Below are 14,975 nucleotides of genomic sequence, written 5' to 3'. Positions count from 1 at the left end.
CGGGAATGGCTCTCGCCGCCGCAGCGCTTCCCAAATCGAAGGCGCTCGCCATCATGCATGAGCGCCACGAGGGCATGGAAACGATTGGCAAGAACTTCAAAGCGCTTCATCGCGAGCTCGATGCGTCGTCGCCCAACCTCAACACGATCCGATCCTCCGCGAGGACCATCCAGACGCTGTCGGCGAAGGCGTCGCATTGGTTCCCGCAGGGCACCGGTCCCGAGCTCGGAAAGACTGGCGCGAAGCCCGAAATCTGGCAAAACCCGCAGGACTTCGTCGTGAAGATGCGCGACTTCCAGGCTGAGGCACGTGCCTTCAACGCGGCCGCGCGGAGCAGCGATCTCGCCCTGATCCGCGCTCAATCCGGGGACCTGGGGCAAGCCTGCAAGGCCTGTCACGACAAATACCGAACGGAGATGCACCACTGAGCGGCGGGCCGGATCAAATGCAGCGGGTGTGGGACCTGCCGACGCGGATTTTTCATTGGCTGCTCGCCGCCCTGATCCTGTTCAGTTGGTGGTCCGTCAAGAATGATCATACGGACTGGCATATCTGGTCCGGTGTCGCGATCCTCACCGCGCTGATTTTCCGCCTCCTGTGGGGTGTTTTCGGCAGCTCCACCGCGCGCTTCGCCGGTTTTGTCCGCGGTCCCGCGGCGGTCCGCGACGATCTGAGCGGACGCTGGACCGGCATCGGCCATTCGCCCCTGGGCGCATTGAGCGTCATTGCCCTGCTCGCCGCCGTGGCCGTGCAGGTCGGGCTTGGCCTCGTCTCCCAGGATAAGGACGGACTCTACATGGGTCCGCTCGCCCGGTTGGTCAGCTCCGACACCTCCGATCAGGCGCGCGACATTCATGAGCTGTGGTTCAACGTCGTGCTCGGCCTCATCATCCTCCACGTCGCGGCAATTGCCGTCTACCGTCTGCGCGGGCGGAAGCTGACGCTGCCGATGCTCACAGGCAAGGCGGTGCTCACTGAGGGCGTTGCTCCGATGCGCCCGGGGAAGTGGTGGACCGCCCTGCTCTGCCTCATTGCCGCCTTCGCGATCGCCCGATGGGTCGTGGCCGGCGCGCCGCCCTTTGGTTCTTGATCGAAACCCATCGCGGGACCACATCGGGGCCATGCTGATCCACACCGAGCAAACGCCCAATCCGGCGACGCGCAAATTCCTGCCCAGCCAGACCGTGATGGAGGCGGGCACCCGCGACTTCGCCGACGCGGACAGCGCTGAGGCTTCGCCGCTTGCCGCCGCCTTGTTCGCCAGCGGCCTTGTCGAGGGCGTGTTCTATGGCCGCGACTTCGTCTCGGTGACCGCAGCGCCAGGCGTCTCGTGGACCGATCTCGAGCCGGTCGTCATCGAAACCTTGCTCGACCATTTCGTCAGCGGCGCGCCGCTGTTCGCGCCGGGCACCGCCGCCGGCATCCACATCGCCGACGAACCGCCGTCGATCAAAGAAGATCCGGCGGACGCCGACATCATCGACCAGATCAAGGACCTGATCGAGACCCGAGTGCGCCCCGCGGTCGCGCAGGATGGCGGCGACATTGTTTACAAAGGCTATCGCGACGGGCACCTTTACCTGTCACTGCACGGCGCCTGTTCGGGCTGCCCCTCGTCCACCGTCACCTTGAAGCGGGGGATCGAGAGCCTGATCCGCCACTACGTCCCGGAGGTCGAGACGGTCGAGGCCGTCTGACCGCCGAGGGGTTGCGGCTTACGCCGCTTGTGACCATCATCCGTTTATGATCCTCGCGCTCGACACGTCGACCGCCGCCTGCACCGCCGCTTTGTTCGACGGAGCGGAGACCTGCCTAACGCGCAGGGACGAGATCATCGGACGCGGCCACGCCGAGCGGCTGGTCCCGATGCTTGCCGAAATGCTCGACGGCCGTCGAGCCGCGCAAATCATCGTCGGGGTCGGCCCGGGCAGCTTCACCGGCATTCGCGTCGGCATCGCTGCCGCTTATGGCCTGGCCATTGGCTGGAACGCCGAACTTCGGGGCCTGTCCTCGCTGGCGCTTCTCGCGGCGAGCGCAAGGGGACAGGGGCAAGTCGCCGCGGCGATGAGCGGGGGCCATGGCGAATTGTTCGTCCAGGAATTCGACGGCGACAGCCTCGAGCCCCGATCGGAGCTGAGGAACCTGCCTCCCGCCGAAGCGGCCGAAGCGATCCGTGCCGACCTCGTCGTCGGTTCGGGCGCCGCTCGGGTGGTCGACGCCCGCGGCTGGGGCGAGGCCCGCGACGGCTTCCCTTCCGCCGCCGACGCTTTTCTTCTGCCCGCGGCGTTGCGAACCCTGTCCGCCAAGCCCGTCTATGCCCGCGCACCCGATGCGCGCGCGCTGGAGGCCGCATGATGGCAACCCCCGCGCTCGATCGAATTGTGCGCCTCGAGACCGGCAAATCCGCCGACCTCGATGGGGTCATGAAGGTCATGACCGACGCCTTTGGCAACCGCTACGGAGAGGCCTGGACCCAGTCGCAATGCGCCGGGATCCTGCCCATGTCCGGTGTGTCGCTGAGGCTCGCGCGCGACGCCCATAGCGGTGCGATCATCGGCTTTTCGCTCTTCCGCAGCATCGCCGGGGAGTCGGAGCTTTTGCTCCTTGCCGTCCTTCCCTCACGCCATCGCGAGGGCGTCGGCATGCGTCTCCTTGATGATTTCATCGGCCAGGCACAGAACGACGGCATTGCTCGCGTCCACCTCGAAGTTCGCGATGGCAACCCGGCGATCAGCATGTATCGCTCGGCCGGATTCACCCAGGTCGGACGCCGGCGCAACTATTACCACGGCGCCGATGGCTTGCGCTTCGACGCGCTGACCTACGCGTTAGAGCTTTGATCTTGGGTTTTTCTAGGCCTTAACTTTAGGTGTGGTTGCACCCCTGATTTACGGAGCGTAAGGCGAGTGCACATGCGGCCTTAAAGACTGCATGGGTCTCTGCTCTTTTTCAGGAATTCGTCCATGGCCGAAATGAACGATACCCAAGACACGTTGCTGACACTTACCGCCGACATTGTCGCGGCCCACGTCAGCAACAATAGCGTCGCCGTCAATGATCTGCCGACTCTGATCCAGAACGTGCACTCTGCACTAACCGGGATTTCCGGGGCCTCCGCGGCGCCCGAACCGCGGCCCGAGCCCAAGGTTTCGATCCGCTCGTCGGTCAAGCCCGACTATATCGTCTGCCTCGAAGACGGTAAGCGCCTCAAGATGCTCAAGAGGCACCTGATGACTCATTATAATCTGACGCCCGACCAATATCGGCAGAAGTGGGGACTTTCGCCCGACTATCCGATGGTCGCGCCCAATTACGCCGAGCAGCGCCGCACGCTGGCCAAGGCGATCGGGCTGGGCACCAAGCGTAAGCGGACGCGCAAGTAAATCTCCGATCGGCGAAGCAGGCCCGGTGAGAGAATTGGCTTGCTTCGCCCTTTGACCCGGCCCTTCGCGATGCTTACCTAGACGCCATGACCCGCACCATCGACATCGAGGCGCTGTGCGCCGACAAGGGCCTGCGGATCACCGAGCAGCGCAAGATTATCGCGCGCGTCCTCGGCGAGAGCGAAGATCATCCCGACGTTGAGACCTTGCACGCCCGTGCCGCCTCGGTGGACTCCAATATCTCGATCGCCACGGTCTACCGCACCGTGCGCCTGTTCGAGGAAGCCGGCATCCTCGAGCGCCATGAATTCGGCGACGGCCGCTCGCGCTATGAGGCGGCGTCCGAAAGCCACCACGACCATTTGATCGATGTCGAGACGGGCAAGGTGATCGAGTTCGTCGATGACGAGCTGGAAGCGCTTCAGAAGCGCATCGCCGAACGCCTCGGTTTCCGCCTCGTCGACCATCGCATGGAGCTTTACGGCGTCACCCTCGATCGCGATCGCTAAGCCCTCGCGCCTGCTTGTCGCGCTGCGCCTGGCAGCCGTTGCGGGCCTGTTCCTGGTGCTCGCCCCCCTGCATATCGCCAGCACGCGACTGTTCCGCCGTTCGCCTTGGCCGCCGCGCTTCTTGGGCGCCGTCGCCTGGCTGGTCGGGGCTCGCATCCGCCGCGAGGGCGCCGACGCTCGGCCGCATACCTTGCTGGTCGGCAATCACACCAGCTGGCTCGACATCCTCGTTCTTTCCGGAGCGACCGGCTGCGCGTTCGTGTCCAAGGATGAGCTCGGGCACGGCTTCATCCACTGGCTGGCCGACCAGAACGCGACCGTTTACGTCAAGCGCGGCCACGTGAAGGGCGCGAAGGACCAGGCGGTCGCCATCGCCCGGGCGCTCGACGGCGACAAACCGGTCGCTCTCTTTCCCGAAGGTACGACGGGGCCGGGCACGCATCTGCTGCCATTCCGTTCGACCCTTCTCGAAGCCGCGAACTATGCCGGCAAGGACGTTGAAATCCGGCCCGTGGCAATCGATTACGGCGATGCCGCCGCGGAAGTCGGGTGGTGGGAGGAACCGGGCAAGGCCAATGTGCTCCGCATCCTCGGCCGCCGCGGCATTCTGCCCGTTACGGTGAAGCTGCTGGCCCCGCTCAACCGCTCCGGCGACCGCAAGCAGCTGGCCGCGGCTGCCCGCAATGCGATCGGCGAGGCGCTCGGCTTAACGTTACGAAGCCACTCGCCTATAAGCGGGGAGAAATGACTCCCAAGACTTTCAAAATCAAAAACTTCGGCTGTCAGATGAACGTCTACGACGGCGAACGGATGAGCGAGTTGCTGGCCGCGCGGGGCATGTCCGCGACCGCCGAAGCGGACGACGCCGATCTCGTCGTGCTCAACACCTGCCACATCCGCGAGAAAGCCGCCGAGAAGGCGTATTCGGACGTCGGCAGGCTCAGGCGCGAAGACGGATCGAAACCGCTGATCGCGCTCGCCGGCTGCGTCGCCCAGGCCGAGGGCGCGGAGGCGCAGCGGCGTTCGCCAATGATCGACATCGTTGTCGGCCCGCAAGCCTATCACCGGCTTCCCGAGATGGTCGACGCCGCGGTCGGCGGCAACCGGCCGGTCGACACCGATATGCCGACGATCAGCAAGTTCGAGGCGTTTCCGGCGCGCCGCAAGGCCAACCCCAGCGCGTTCCTGACCATTCAGGAAGGCTGCGACAAATTCTGCACCTATTGCGTGGTGCCCTACACGCGCGGCGCCGAGGTCTCGCGGCCATGGGACGCCATCGTGGCCGAGGCGCGGTCCTTGGTCGACGCCGGGGCGTGCGAGATCGTCCTGCTCGGCCAGAATGTGAACGCGTGGAGCGACGGGAAGCATGGCCTGGCCGATCTCATCCGAGCCCTCGCCGGGATCGATGGCCTGGAGCGCATCCGCTACACCACCAGCCACCCCGCCGACATGAGCGACGACCTCATCGCCGTGCATGGCGAGGTCGACAAGCTGATGCCTTACCTCCACCTGCCGGTGCAGTCGGGCAGCGATCACATCCTCAAGGCGATGAACCGCAGCCACAGCACTGAAACATACCTGCGGATTATGGATAAGATGCGCGCCGCCCGCCCCGACATCGCTTTGTCCGGCGACTTCATCGTCGGCTTCCCGGGTGAAACCGAGGCGGACTTCCAGGCTACTCTGAATATCGTCGATGAAGTCGGCTACGCGGCGGCCTATTCGTTCAAATATAGCGCGCGGCCGGGCACGCCCGCCGCAACCATGGAGAAACAGATTCCCACCGAAATCATGGAAGACCGTCTGGCTCGGCTGCACGAACGGATCGAGGCGCACCAGCTTGCGTTCAATGCCGGGAAAGTGGGTCAAAACACGCAAATCCTGATCGAGCGCATGGGTCGGCACGCCGGGCAGATGATCGGCCGCTCGCCTTGGCTGCAATCGGTCCATGTCGCCACCGATGCCGGGCCCGGCGACATTATCGATGCGACCCTGGTCGCCGCTGGCCCGCGCAGCATGACTGGCGCCATCCTGCAAAAAGTCGCCGCCTGATGGCCCGCCGAGACCTCGCCGCGGTGGCGGACCGCGCCCGCCTCGAGCTCGAGTTCGAGCAGCCCTATCTGCTCGGCCCCTTGTTCGGCGATTACGACCGCCACCTGATCACCATCGAGAACCGCCTCGGCGTCCACATCGCCGCGCGCGGGAACAAGGTCCAGATCGAGGGCGAGGCCGATGCCGCCGGCCGCGCTCGCGACGTGCTGATCGGCCTCTACAACCGGCTCGACAGCGGTCATGACGTCGACGCGGAGGCGGTCGAGGCGGTGCTCGGCATGGCCGCCCAGCCGAGCCTCGACGGCATCATCCACGACGAGGTCACTTCGGCGCCCAGCGTCATGATCCGTACCCGCAAGAAGACGATCGTCCCGCGCTCGGCGATGCAGACGCCGTACATGGAGGCGCTGGCGCGCGACGACATGATCTTCGGCCTCGGCCCCGCCGGCACCGGCAAGACCTATCTCGCCGTCGCCCAGGCGGTGTCGCAGCTGATCAGCGGCAGCGTCGACCGTCTGATCCTGTCGCGCCCCGCGGTCGAAGCGGGCGAGCGCTTGGGCTTCCTCCCCGGCGACATGAAGGAGAAGGTCGATCCCTATCTCCGGCCGCTCTACGATGCGCTCTACGACATGCTTCCGACCGAGCAGGTCGAGCGGCGGATCGCGTCGGGCGAAATCGAGATCGCGCCGATCGCATTCATGCGCGGGCGCACGCTCAACGACGCATTCATCATCCTCGACGAGGCGCAGAACACGACGCCGCTGCAGATGAAGATGTTCCTGACCCGTTTCGGCATGCGCAGCCGGATGGTGATCTGCGGCGACCCCCACCAAGTCGACTTGCCCGACCCCGGCAAGTCCGGCCTCGCCGACGCCGTCGCCCGGCTCGAGCGCATCAAGAGCATCTCGGTCGTCCGCTTCACCTCGGCCGACGTCGTTCGCCACCCCCTCGTCGGACGCATCGTAGAGGCCTATGAGGGCCCCAACGCATGATGCTCGAGATCGCCCTCGATACGGATGAGGAATGGGACAGTAGCCGCCCGTGGGCGCCGCTGGTCCGCAAGGCCGCCGAGGCGGCGATCGCCGAAAGCGCTTTTCCCGATCTCGCCATGTCCGGCCGCCCGGTCGAGATTTCGGTGTGCCTGACGAGTGATGATCACGTCCGCGCACTCAACGCCAAGTGGCGCGGGAAGGACAGGCCGACCAACGTTCTGTCCTTTCCGATGGCGGAATCGTACGAATTGCAGGATGAGAATGTTGCACAGAAAGAATTGTTGCTAGGCGATATTATCTTGGCTCACGGCGTCTGCGAAGCCGAAGCCGGAGAAAAAGGCGTGCCATTCGAGGAGCATGCGACGCACCTCTTGGTCCACGGCACGCTTCACCTTCTCGGCTACGATCATCTCGACGACGCCGATGCTGCCGAAATGGAATTTCGTGAGGTGCGCGCGCTCGCTCGCCTTGGCATCCGCAATCCCTACGAGCGCGTCTGATGGCCACACGGCAGGACGACGACGGCGGCTCGCGCCTGTGGCGCGGCATCCAGCATCTGATCTTCGGCGACGACGCCGAGCCGACGCTGCGCGACCAGATCGAGGAAGCGATCGAGGAAGCCGAAGACGCACGGCCGGTCGCCGGCGACTTGAGCTCATCCGAGCGGCAGATGCTGAGGAACCTGCTGCACTTCGGCGACCAGACTGCGGGTGACGTGTGCGTCACGCGCGGCGACATCATTGCGGTGCCCTCGACGATCAGCTTCGAAGGTCTGGTCGAGGCCTTCGCCGACGCCGGGCACAGCCGCCTGCCGGTCTACCGCAACAGCCTCGATGAAGTGATCGGCATGATCCACATCAAGGACGTGTTCATGGCCAGCGTCGATTCGACGCGCGACCGGTCGATCGAAAAGCTGCTCCGCGCCCCCCTGTTCGTGCCGGAATCGATGGGGGTCATCGACCTCCTCGCCCAGATGCGCGCCGAACACGTTCACCTCGCGATCGTCGTCGATGAGTTTGGCGGCACCGACGGGCTGGTGACGATCGAGGACGTCGTCGAGGAGATCGTCGGTGACATCGAGGACGAGCATGACGAGGCCGAAGCTGGATTGCTGACCTTGCTCGACGACGGCTTGTGGGAAGCCGACGCCCGGCTCGAGCTCGACGAGCTGTGCGCCGCGGTGGACCCGCGCCTCGCTGCCGAAGATGACGAAGTGGACACCGTCGGCGGCCTGACGTTCCTCCTCGCCGGCCGCATCCTCCAGCCCGGCGAGTCGGTGCTTCATCCCTCCGGCTGGCGTCTCGAAAGCGCGGACGCCGACAGCAAGCGCATCAAGCGCGTCCGCCTCCATGCGCCGGAGGGTGAGGCAGAAGCCAAATAAGCGTCATTGCGAGCGTAGCGAAGCAATCTAGCCTGCTGGATTGCCGCGTCGCCTTTGGCTCCTCGCAATGACGGCTAACTAGTCGCGAACAGGTTCGCCGGGTCGGCCATCGCCTTGAACTCGAGGGCATTGCCGGCGGGGTCGAGCAGGAACATCGTCGCCTGCTCGCCAGGTTCGCCGGCGAAGCGCACGGTCGGCGGGATCACGAACTCGACACCGGCCGTCTGCAAGCGGTCGGCCAATGCCGTCCACTCATCCATCGCCAGCACCAATCCAAAGTGCGGCACCGGCACCTCTTCCCCGTCAACCGGATTGCTCGCGCGGTTGGGCACCGCATCAGGCGCGAGGTGCGCCACGATCTGGTGGCCATGGAGATCGAAGTCGACCCAGTGATCGGCGCTGCGCCCTTCGGGACAGCCAATCAGCCCGCCATAGAAAGCGCGCGCGGCGGCGAGATCGTCGACCGGAAAGGCAAGGTGGAACGGCGGAACGCTCATACGGCTCAACTGGCCGTCCGCGTTGAACCTGTCCAGAGGCTGCGGCAACCAAGAGGCGGGCCGGGGGTTCGTTCCAACGTCCAAGAGGCCGGCCATGAACCGCACCTTCCTCCCATCGCTCGCCGTGTTCGCGCTCGCTGCGTGCGGTGGCCCGGCGCGCCTGCCACTCGAAGCCGGCATTGGACCGGCGCCGCGGCTCCCTCCGCCGGAGCAGGCGCTGATTCCGGCGATCGAGGTCGCGAAGGCGAAGGGCTGGCCCGCCGGGCTGTCGCCAACGCCCGCGCCGGGATTGAAGGTCAACGCCTTTGCCGGCGGTCTCGATCATCCGCGCTGGCTCTACGTCCTTGCCAACGGAGACGTGCTCGTCGCCGAAACCAATGGCCCGGGAACCGATCCTGGACCGCCCGGCATCAAGGGATATTTCTTCAAGCAATTCAAGAAGAAGGCGGGCAGCGACGTCCCCAGCGCGAACCGGATCACGCTGTTGCGCGATGCCGATGGCGACGGGATGGCGGAATTCCGGTCGACGCTGCTGAGCGGTCTCCGCTCCCCGTTCGGGATGGCGGTCATCGGTAACGAGCTGTTTGTCGCCAACGCGGACTCGCTCGTCGCGGTGCCGTTCACCCCGGGCATGACCACGGCCACCGCTCGGCCGCGAACGGTCGCCACGCTGCCGTCTGGCCGCAATCACCACTGGACCAAGTCGCTCGTCGCCTCGCCCGACGGCCGCTGGCTGTACGTCGGGATCGGCTCCAACAGCAACGTCGGCGAGAATGGCATGGCGATGGAACAAGGCCGCGCCTCGGTCTGGCAGATCGATCCGCGAACCGGCGCCAAGCGAATCGTCGCCGGCGGCCTGCGCAACCCGGTCGGCCTCGCGATCAACCCGTGGAGCGGCGCGCTCTGGGCCGCGGTCAACGAACGCGACGAGATCGGCAGCGACCTCGTCCCCGATTACATCACTTCGGTCCGCGACGGCGCCTTCTACGGCTGGCCCTACAGCTATTACGGCCAGCACGTGGACGTCCGCGTGAAGCCGCCGCGGCCGGACCTCGTCGCGCGGGCGATTCCCCCCGACTATGCGCTGGGCCCGCACGTCGCCGCATTGGGCCTGACCTTCAGCACCGGACAGCGGCTCGGTCCGGCCTTCACGCGCGGCGCTTTCGTCGGCGAGCACGGCTCGTGGAACCGCAAGCCGCCGAGCGGCTACAAAGTGGTGTTCGTTCCCTTTGCCGGAGCCCAACCGACCGGCATGCCGATCGACGTGATCTCGGGCTTCATCAGCGGCGGCAAGGCGTTCGGCCGGCCCGTCGGCGTGCAGCTCGGCCGCGACGGCTCGCTCCTTGTCGCCGACGATGTCGGCAACACGGTCTGGCGAGTAAGCGCGGCAGCCTGACTGGCTGCTCTGGCCTGGCTGCAGCAGAATCTTCTGTCCTATTGCCGGTCTCTTGAGGCATGACCGCCGCCAATGCGGTTGGTTGAAGCGACGCGGGGGCCCCGGATGCAGGTTCGTCTTACGTGCGCACATGCGCGCGGTCGCGTGTAGCGATGCTGCGTTCGCTGCGTTTCGAGCCTCTGATGCGGTTCCCGGTCCTGGTCGCCTTGGTCATCGGAGCGGCCTCGGCCCTGGCGTTCGAGCCGGTCGGCTTGTGGCCGCTGCTGATCGTCGCCTTCACCGCGTTGTGCGAGCTCATCTCGCGCGCGAAGACCCGGCGGCAGGCATTGCTGATCGGCTGGGCATTCGGTTTCGGCCAGTTCGTCATTGGCCTCAACTGGATCGCGACCGCCTTCACCTTCCAGGCGAAGATGCCGCCGTGGCTGGGCTGGATCGCGGTCGTCCTGCTTTCCGTCTACCTTGCCGTCTATCCGGCGATCGCGACCGGCATCGCCTGGCGCTTCGGGCGCAAGAACCGCCTCGCTTTGCTGCTGATCCTGGCGGGCGCGTGGGCGATCACCGAATGGATGCGCGGCAGCTTCTTCACGGGCTTCCCGTGGAACCCCGCCGCGGCCGCGCTGGCGCCGACGCCGCTGATCACGACCGCCGCCTTGATCGGCACTTATGCGCTTTCCGGCCTGGTCGTGCTGCTCGGTGGGGCGGTCTGGCTGGAAATCTACAAACGCTGGCTGCCGCTGGTCGTCATCCTCGGGATCACCACGCTCCTGTGGCTTCTTCCCTCCTCCAAGGTGCCCGACGATCCGCTGACCGTGCTCAACGCGCGCATCGTCCAGCCGAACATCGGCCAGCAGGATAAATGGACTCCCGGTTTCGACCAGGAAGCCGCGCGCCGGCTGGCCCAGCTGACGGGTCCTCCGAAAGGCGAACCGCGGCTAGTGCTGTGGCCCGAGGCCGCCATCACCACGCCGCTCGAGGACGCGCGCACCCCCGAGACCCAGGCCCTGGCGCAATTCCAACGCAGCCGCGCGGCCAGCTTGCTGGGCCCCCAGGATCGCCTGCTCACCGGCGGGATCGCGGTACAATCTTCTGACGGCGTCCACGCCGACCGTGCCGCCAACAGCATTTACGCGCTCGGCCCCGGCGGGCGCATCGTTGGGCGCTACGACAAAGCCCATCTCGTGCCCTACGGCGAATATCTTCCGATGCGCCCGCTGATGTCGGCGATCGGCCTGTCCCGCCTCGCGCCTGGCGACGAGGATTTCACGCCGGGCCCGGGACCGCGCAGCATCTGGCTCGGCAACCCGTGGGGCAAGGTTGGCCTGCAATTGTGCTACGAGATCATCTTCTCCGGCCACGTGGTCGATTGGCAGAACCGGCCGAGCTTCATCTTCAATCCATCCAATGACGCCTGGTTCGGCAGCTGGGGACCGCCGCAGCATCTCGCTCAGGCGCGGCTTCGCGCAGCCGAAGAAGGAATCCCCGTGCTTCGCTCGACCCCCACCGGGATCAGCGCGGTGATCGACGCTCGCGGCAACGTCGTGAACCAGATCGGGTGGCGCAAGGCCGGGGCCATCGATGTTGTCCTGCCGCCGGCCGCGAACTCGCCGACGGTGTTCGCCCGGTTCGGCAACGCCATCCCGCTTTTGCTCGGCTTCGCGCTCATTTTCGTCGGCATTGTATTGGGCAACCGGCGCCGCTAGAGGCGCCATATAAAGACTTCCTTATATCCCGATTCCGAGGTCCCGCTCCCAGACATGCGCAGCTCTTACTTGTTCACGTCCGAATCCGTATCCGAAGGCCATCCGGACAAGGTCGCCGACCAGATCAGCGACGCCATCGTCGACCTGTTCCTGTCGAAAGACCCTGAAGCCCGGGTCGCCTGCGAAACTATGACGACGACCAACACGGTCGTCCTCGCCGGGGAGATCCGCGGCGAAGGGATTATGGACAAGGACGGCAATTGGGCGCCCGGCGTTCAGGAGGAGATCGAGAGCGCGGCGCGCGAAACCGTCAAGCGCATCGGTTATGAGCAGGAGGGCTTTCACTGGAAGACGTTCCGGTTTGAGAATAACCTTCACCCCCAGTCCGCGCATATCGCCCAGGGCGTCGATGCGTCGGGCGACAAGGACGAAGGTGCCGGCGACCAGGGAATCATGTTCGGCTTCGCTTGCGACGAGACCCCCGACCTAATGCCGGCCAACCTCGATTACAGCCACAAGATCCTGATGGAGCTCGCGAACGACCGCCATTCCGGCAAGGCGCCGTTCCTCGAGCCCGACGCCAAGAGCCAGGTCACCCTGCGCTTCGAGAATGGCAAGCCCGCCAAGGCGACCGCGATCGTGGTCTCGACCCAGCACAAGCCGGGCTACGACAAGGGCACGCGGCAGGCCGAGCTTCATGCTTATGTGAAGGACGTCATTGCCCGCGTCATGCCGGCGCGGCTGCTCGGCAACGAGACCGTCTATCACATCAACCCGACCGGCAGCTTCGAGATCGGCGGTCCTGACGGCGATGCCGGGCTGACCGGCCGGAAGATCATCGTCGACACTTATGGCGGCGCCGCGCCGCACGGCGGCGGCGCGTTCTCGGGCAAGGACCCGACCAAGGTCGACCGCTCGGCCGCTTATGCCGCGCGCTATCTCGCCAAGAACATCGTCGGCGCGGGCCTGGCGCGGCGCTGCACCATCCAGCTCGCTTATGCGATCGGCGTGTCGAAGCCCCTGTCGCTCTATGTCGACACCCATGGCACCGGGACGGTCGACGATTCGAAGCTCGAGGACGCAATCGGGCGGCTCGAAAAGCTCGGTGGCCTGACCCCGCGCGGCATCCGCACCCTGCTCGGCCTCAATCGCCCAATCTACGAGATAACCGCCGCTTACGGCCACTTCGGCCGCCATCCCGAGGGCGACTTCTTCCCGTGGGAGCGGCTCGACCTGGTCGAAGACCTCAAGGCCGCCGTCGGAACCGAAGCGCTTCCGGTCGAGGCCTAGGCCACGGCCTTGCCACCGGTGTAGGTTACTCTCCACACCGTATTGCCGACATCGTCGGCGATGAGCAGCGCCCCGGTGCGGTCGACGGCGACGCCTACTGGCCGGCCGCGGGCTTCCCCGTTGGCCCCAAGAAACCCGGTGACGAAGTTGAACGGCCTGCCGACCGGGCGACCGCTGGCAAAGCGGATGAACACCACGCGATAGCCGTTGAGCTGGGTGCGATTCCAGCTGCCATGCTCGCCGACGAACGCACCACCGTGGAACATCGCCGGAAAGCTGTTCGCGGTGTAGAAGGCAAGTCCCAGTGCCGCGACATGCGAGCTCAGCGCATAATCGGGCGGGATCGCCCTGGCGACGAGGTCGGGGCGCTGCGGCCGGACCCGCGGATCCACGTGCTGGCCGTAATAACTGTACGGCCAGCCATAGAAAGCACCGTCCTTCACCGAAGTCATGTAATCGGGGACGAGGTTCGGCCCGAGCTCGTCGCGCTCGTTCACCACTGTCCACAGCGTGTTGCTGCCAGGGTAGAAGGTCAGCCCGTTGGGGTTGCGGAGCCCGCTGGCGAAAACCCGATAGGCGCCCGTCTTCGGGTCCACTTCCCACACCGCGGCGCGGTTGGTTTCGGCCTCCGGCCCCCGTTCCTGGATATTGCTGTTCGATCCGACGCCGGCGTAGAGCTTGGTGCCGTCAGGACTGGTGGTGAGGCTCTTGGTCCAATGGTGGTCGATCAGCCCGCCGGGAAGGTCGATGACCTTTTGGCCCCGCGCCGTGATGCGCGTCTGCCCCGCCGCGAACGGGTAGCGGATGATCGCATCGGTGTTGGCGACGTAGAGATCGCTTCCGACCACTGCGACGCCGAAGGGCGCGTTCAAATGGTCGAGCAGCACCGTTTTGAGCTCCGGTTTGCCGTCGCCGTTTGCGTCGCGCAGCAAAGTGATGCGCTCGGGCGGGCCGCCGCTCGCCCCCGCCGTCTCCGTGGCGCCGCCGCCGCCGTGGGCGAGCGACATAATGAAGTCGCGGATCGGATCTTTCGGCCGCTCGAGCGGCTCCGAACCGACCCGCTGCGATTCGACGACGAGGATATCTCCGTTGGGCAGGGGATAGACGTTGCGCGGGTTCGACAGCCCCGTCGCCATTGCTTCGACGTGGAAGCCGGCCGGAACCGACGGCGCCTGGCCCGGTTGCCAGCCGACGACCTTGGGCACGCCGACCGCGGCGACCAGCTCTTCCGCCGGTTTGGGCAGCACCGGGTTTGGCCCAACCTGCTGCGATGGATCGATATCCTGCACCTTGCCGCAACCGGCCAGCGCGGCCAGGGCGACGCAAATCACTGGGGCGCGGGTCATCGTACGACCTCGACGACAGGCCGGTTCAACCAGCCCGCAATCAGGATCAGCAACGAAGCGACGATCGACAGGATCAGGCCGAGCGGAACGACGGCGGTCCAGCCGTCGCGGGCATGGATCAGCGAGTTGATGAATTCGACGATCCAGGTCAGGACGAGCAGTCCGAACGGGGCCCAGGTCACTGCGCCGCGAACGCCATCGATCAACAGGACGATCGCGCCAATGGCCCCGAACACCAGTCCGGCGGCGATCAGCCAGCTCGAGAAATTCACCCAAATCAAGGTCCCGCCGCTTTGGGCATAAGCGATGTCGGTGATCAGCGCCCCGACGAAGCAGACGATCGCCACCGGCAGGAACATCGTGGAGATCGGGCGCCGTGCGATCGCCATCGGACGTGCCGGGCGGCGCGCCACAAGGTCGGCCATGGCC

General features: G+C 65.9%; 18 protein-coding genes. 15 read left to right on the top strand and 3 right to left on the bottom strand.

Features of this window, described 5'->3' with window-relative positions; all coding sequences use genetic code 11:
• The first annotated feature begins 5 nt into the window (after positions 1 to 5).
• From N539_RS16295 to N539_RS0108840, 12 genes are all read left to right on the top strand, one after another.
• Positions 6 to 428, top strand: coding sequence for a c-type cytochrome (locus tag N539_RS16295; RefSeq protein ID WP_051531676.1), 423 nt, complete (start codon positions 6 to 8; stop codon positions 426 to 428).
• 26 nt (positions 429 to 454) lie between these two features.
• Entirely contained in the window at positions 455 to 1,090 is a 636-nt protein-coding gene (locus N539_RS0108890; protein WP_197018392.1) for a cytochrome b/b6 domain-containing protein, read from the top strand.
• Positions 1,091 to 1,121: 31 nt separating this feature from the next.
• Positions 1,122 to 1,697 (top strand): NifU family protein, encoded by a 576-nt coding sequence (locus N539_RS0108885; RefSeq protein WP_028969978.1) that lies wholly within the window; start codon positions 1,122 to 1,124, stop codon positions 1,695 to 1,697.
• Positions 1,698 to 1,743: 46 nt separating this feature from the next.
• Positions 1,744 to 2,355, top strand: a complete 612-nt coding sequence (tsaB, locus tag N539_RS0108880; protein ID WP_028969977.1) for a tRNA (adenosine(37)-N6)-threonylcarbamoyltransferase complex dimerization subunit type 1 TsaB — start codon at positions 1,744 to 1,746, stop codon at positions 2,353 to 2,355.
• Complete coding sequence (locus N539_RS0108875) at positions 2,352 to 2,840, top strand: GNAT family N-acetyltransferase (RefSeq protein ID WP_051531675.1); 489 nt, start codon at positions 2,352 to 2,354, stop codon at positions 2,838 to 2,840. Before tsaB ends, N539_RS0108875 begins: the two co-directional genes overlap by 4 nt.
• Positions 2,841 to 2,972: 132 nt before the next feature.
• Positions 2,973 to 3,383 carry a MucR family transcriptional regulator gene (locus N539_RS0108870; RefSeq protein ID WP_443027627.1) on the top strand — a complete coding sequence of 137 codons (411 nt, stop codon included), beginning with the start codon at positions 2,973 to 2,975 and terminating at the stop codon, positions 3,381 to 3,383.
• An 86-nt stretch (positions 3,384 to 3,469) separates the two neighbouring features.
• Positions 3,470 to 3,892: a Fur family transcriptional regulator gene (locus N539_RS0108865; protein WP_028969974.1), complete on the top strand. Its 423-nt coding sequence runs from the start codon at positions 3,470 to 3,472 to the stop codon at positions 3,890 to 3,892.
• Positions 3,786 to 4,640, top strand: coding sequence for a lysophospholipid acyltransferase family protein (locus N539_RS16290; protein ID WP_081774292.1), 855 nt, complete (start codon positions 3,786 to 3,788; stop codon positions 4,638 to 4,640). The genes N539_RS0108865 and N539_RS16290 overlap by 107 nt, the downstream gene beginning before the upstream one ends.
• The gene (gene miaB / locus N539_RS0108855) at positions 4,637 to 5,944 is read left to right on the top strand and encodes a tRNA (N6-isopentenyl adenosine(37)-C2)-methylthiotransferase MiaB (protein ID WP_028969973.1); all 1,308 of its coding nucleotides are present in this window, start codon (positions 4,637 to 4,639) and stop codon (positions 5,942 to 5,944) included. Before N539_RS16290 ends, miaB begins: the two co-directional genes overlap by 4 nt.
• A complete protein-coding gene (locus N539_RS0108850) occupies positions 5,944 to 6,936 on the top strand; it encodes a PhoH family protein (RefSeq protein WP_028969972.1) in 993 nt (330 codons plus the stop codon). Before miaB ends, N539_RS0108850 begins: the two co-directional genes overlap by 1 nt.
• Entirely contained in the window at positions 6,933 to 7,436 is a 504-nt protein-coding gene (ybeY, locus tag N539_RS0108845; RefSeq protein ID WP_331280082.1) for an rRNA maturation RNase YbeY, read from the top strand. Before N539_RS0108850 ends, ybeY begins: the two co-directional genes overlap by 4 nt.
• Positions 7,436 to 8,317: a hemolysin family protein gene (locus N539_RS0108840; RefSeq protein ID WP_028969970.1), complete on the top strand. Its 882-nt coding sequence runs from the start codon at positions 7,436 to 7,438 to the stop codon at positions 8,315 to 8,317. Before ybeY ends, N539_RS0108840 begins: the two co-directional genes overlap by 1 nt.
• 74 nt (positions 8,318 to 8,391) lie before the next feature.
• On the opposite strand, the gene N539_RS0108835 is transcribed toward N539_RS0108840, so the two are convergent.
• A complete protein-coding gene (locus N539_RS0108835; protein ID WP_028969969.1) occupies positions 8,392 to 8,814 on the bottom strand; it encodes a VOC family protein in 423 nt (140 codons plus the stop codon).
• Positions 8,815 to 8,908: 94 nt separating this feature from the next.
• On the opposite strand from N539_RS0108835, the gene N539_RS0108830 reads away from it, so the two are divergent.
• The 3 genes from N539_RS0108830 to metK all read left to right on the top strand — a co-directional run bounded on the left by N539_RS0108830 (position 8,909) and on the right by metK (position 13,200).
• Complete coding sequence (locus N539_RS0108830) at positions 8,909 to 10,210, top strand: PQQ-dependent sugar dehydrogenase (RefSeq protein ID WP_028969968.1); 1,302 nt, start codon at positions 8,909 to 8,911, stop codon at positions 10,208 to 10,210.
• 182 nt (positions 10,211 to 10,392) lie between these two features.
• Positions 10,393 to 11,910 carry an apolipoprotein N-acyltransferase gene (gene lnt / locus N539_RS0108825; protein ID WP_231462989.1) on the top strand — a complete coding sequence of 506 codons (1,518 nt, stop codon included), beginning with the start codon at positions 10,393 to 10,395 and terminating at the stop codon, positions 11,908 to 11,910.
• 54 nt (positions 11,911 to 11,964) lie between these two features.
• Complete coding sequence (metK, locus tag N539_RS0108820; RefSeq protein WP_028969966.1) at positions 11,965 to 13,200, top strand: methionine adenosyltransferase; 1,236 nt, start codon at positions 11,965 to 11,967, stop codon at positions 13,198 to 13,200.
• Here metK and N539_RS0108815 read toward each other — a convergent pair.
• Both N539_RS0108815 and N539_RS0108810 read right to left on the bottom strand, forming a co-directional pair.
• On the bottom strand, positions 13,197 to 14,546 hold the full coding sequence (locus tag N539_RS0108815; RefSeq protein ID WP_028969965.1) for a PQQ-dependent sugar dehydrogenase: 1,350 nt from the start codon (positions 14,544 to 14,546) through the stop codon (positions 13,197 to 13,199). The genes metK and N539_RS0108815 overlap by 4 nt on opposite strands.
• Positions 14,543 to 14,971, bottom strand: coding sequence for a DUF2231 domain-containing protein (locus N539_RS0108810; protein WP_028969964.1), 429 nt, complete (start codon positions 14,969 to 14,971; stop codon positions 14,543 to 14,545). Before N539_RS0108810 ends, N539_RS0108815 begins: the two co-directional genes overlap by 4 nt.
• Between the last annotated feature and the right edge of the window lie 4 nt (positions 14,972 to 14,975).

Source organism: Sphingomonas sp. URHD0057, assembly GCF_000620665.1.
Taxonomy (GTDB): domain Bacteria; phylum Pseudomonadota; class Alphaproteobacteria; order Sphingomonadales; family Sphingomonadaceae; genus Sphingomicrobium.
Note: the sequence above shows the minus strand (reverse complement) of the source record. Positions and strands in the feature narration are given on the sequence as shown.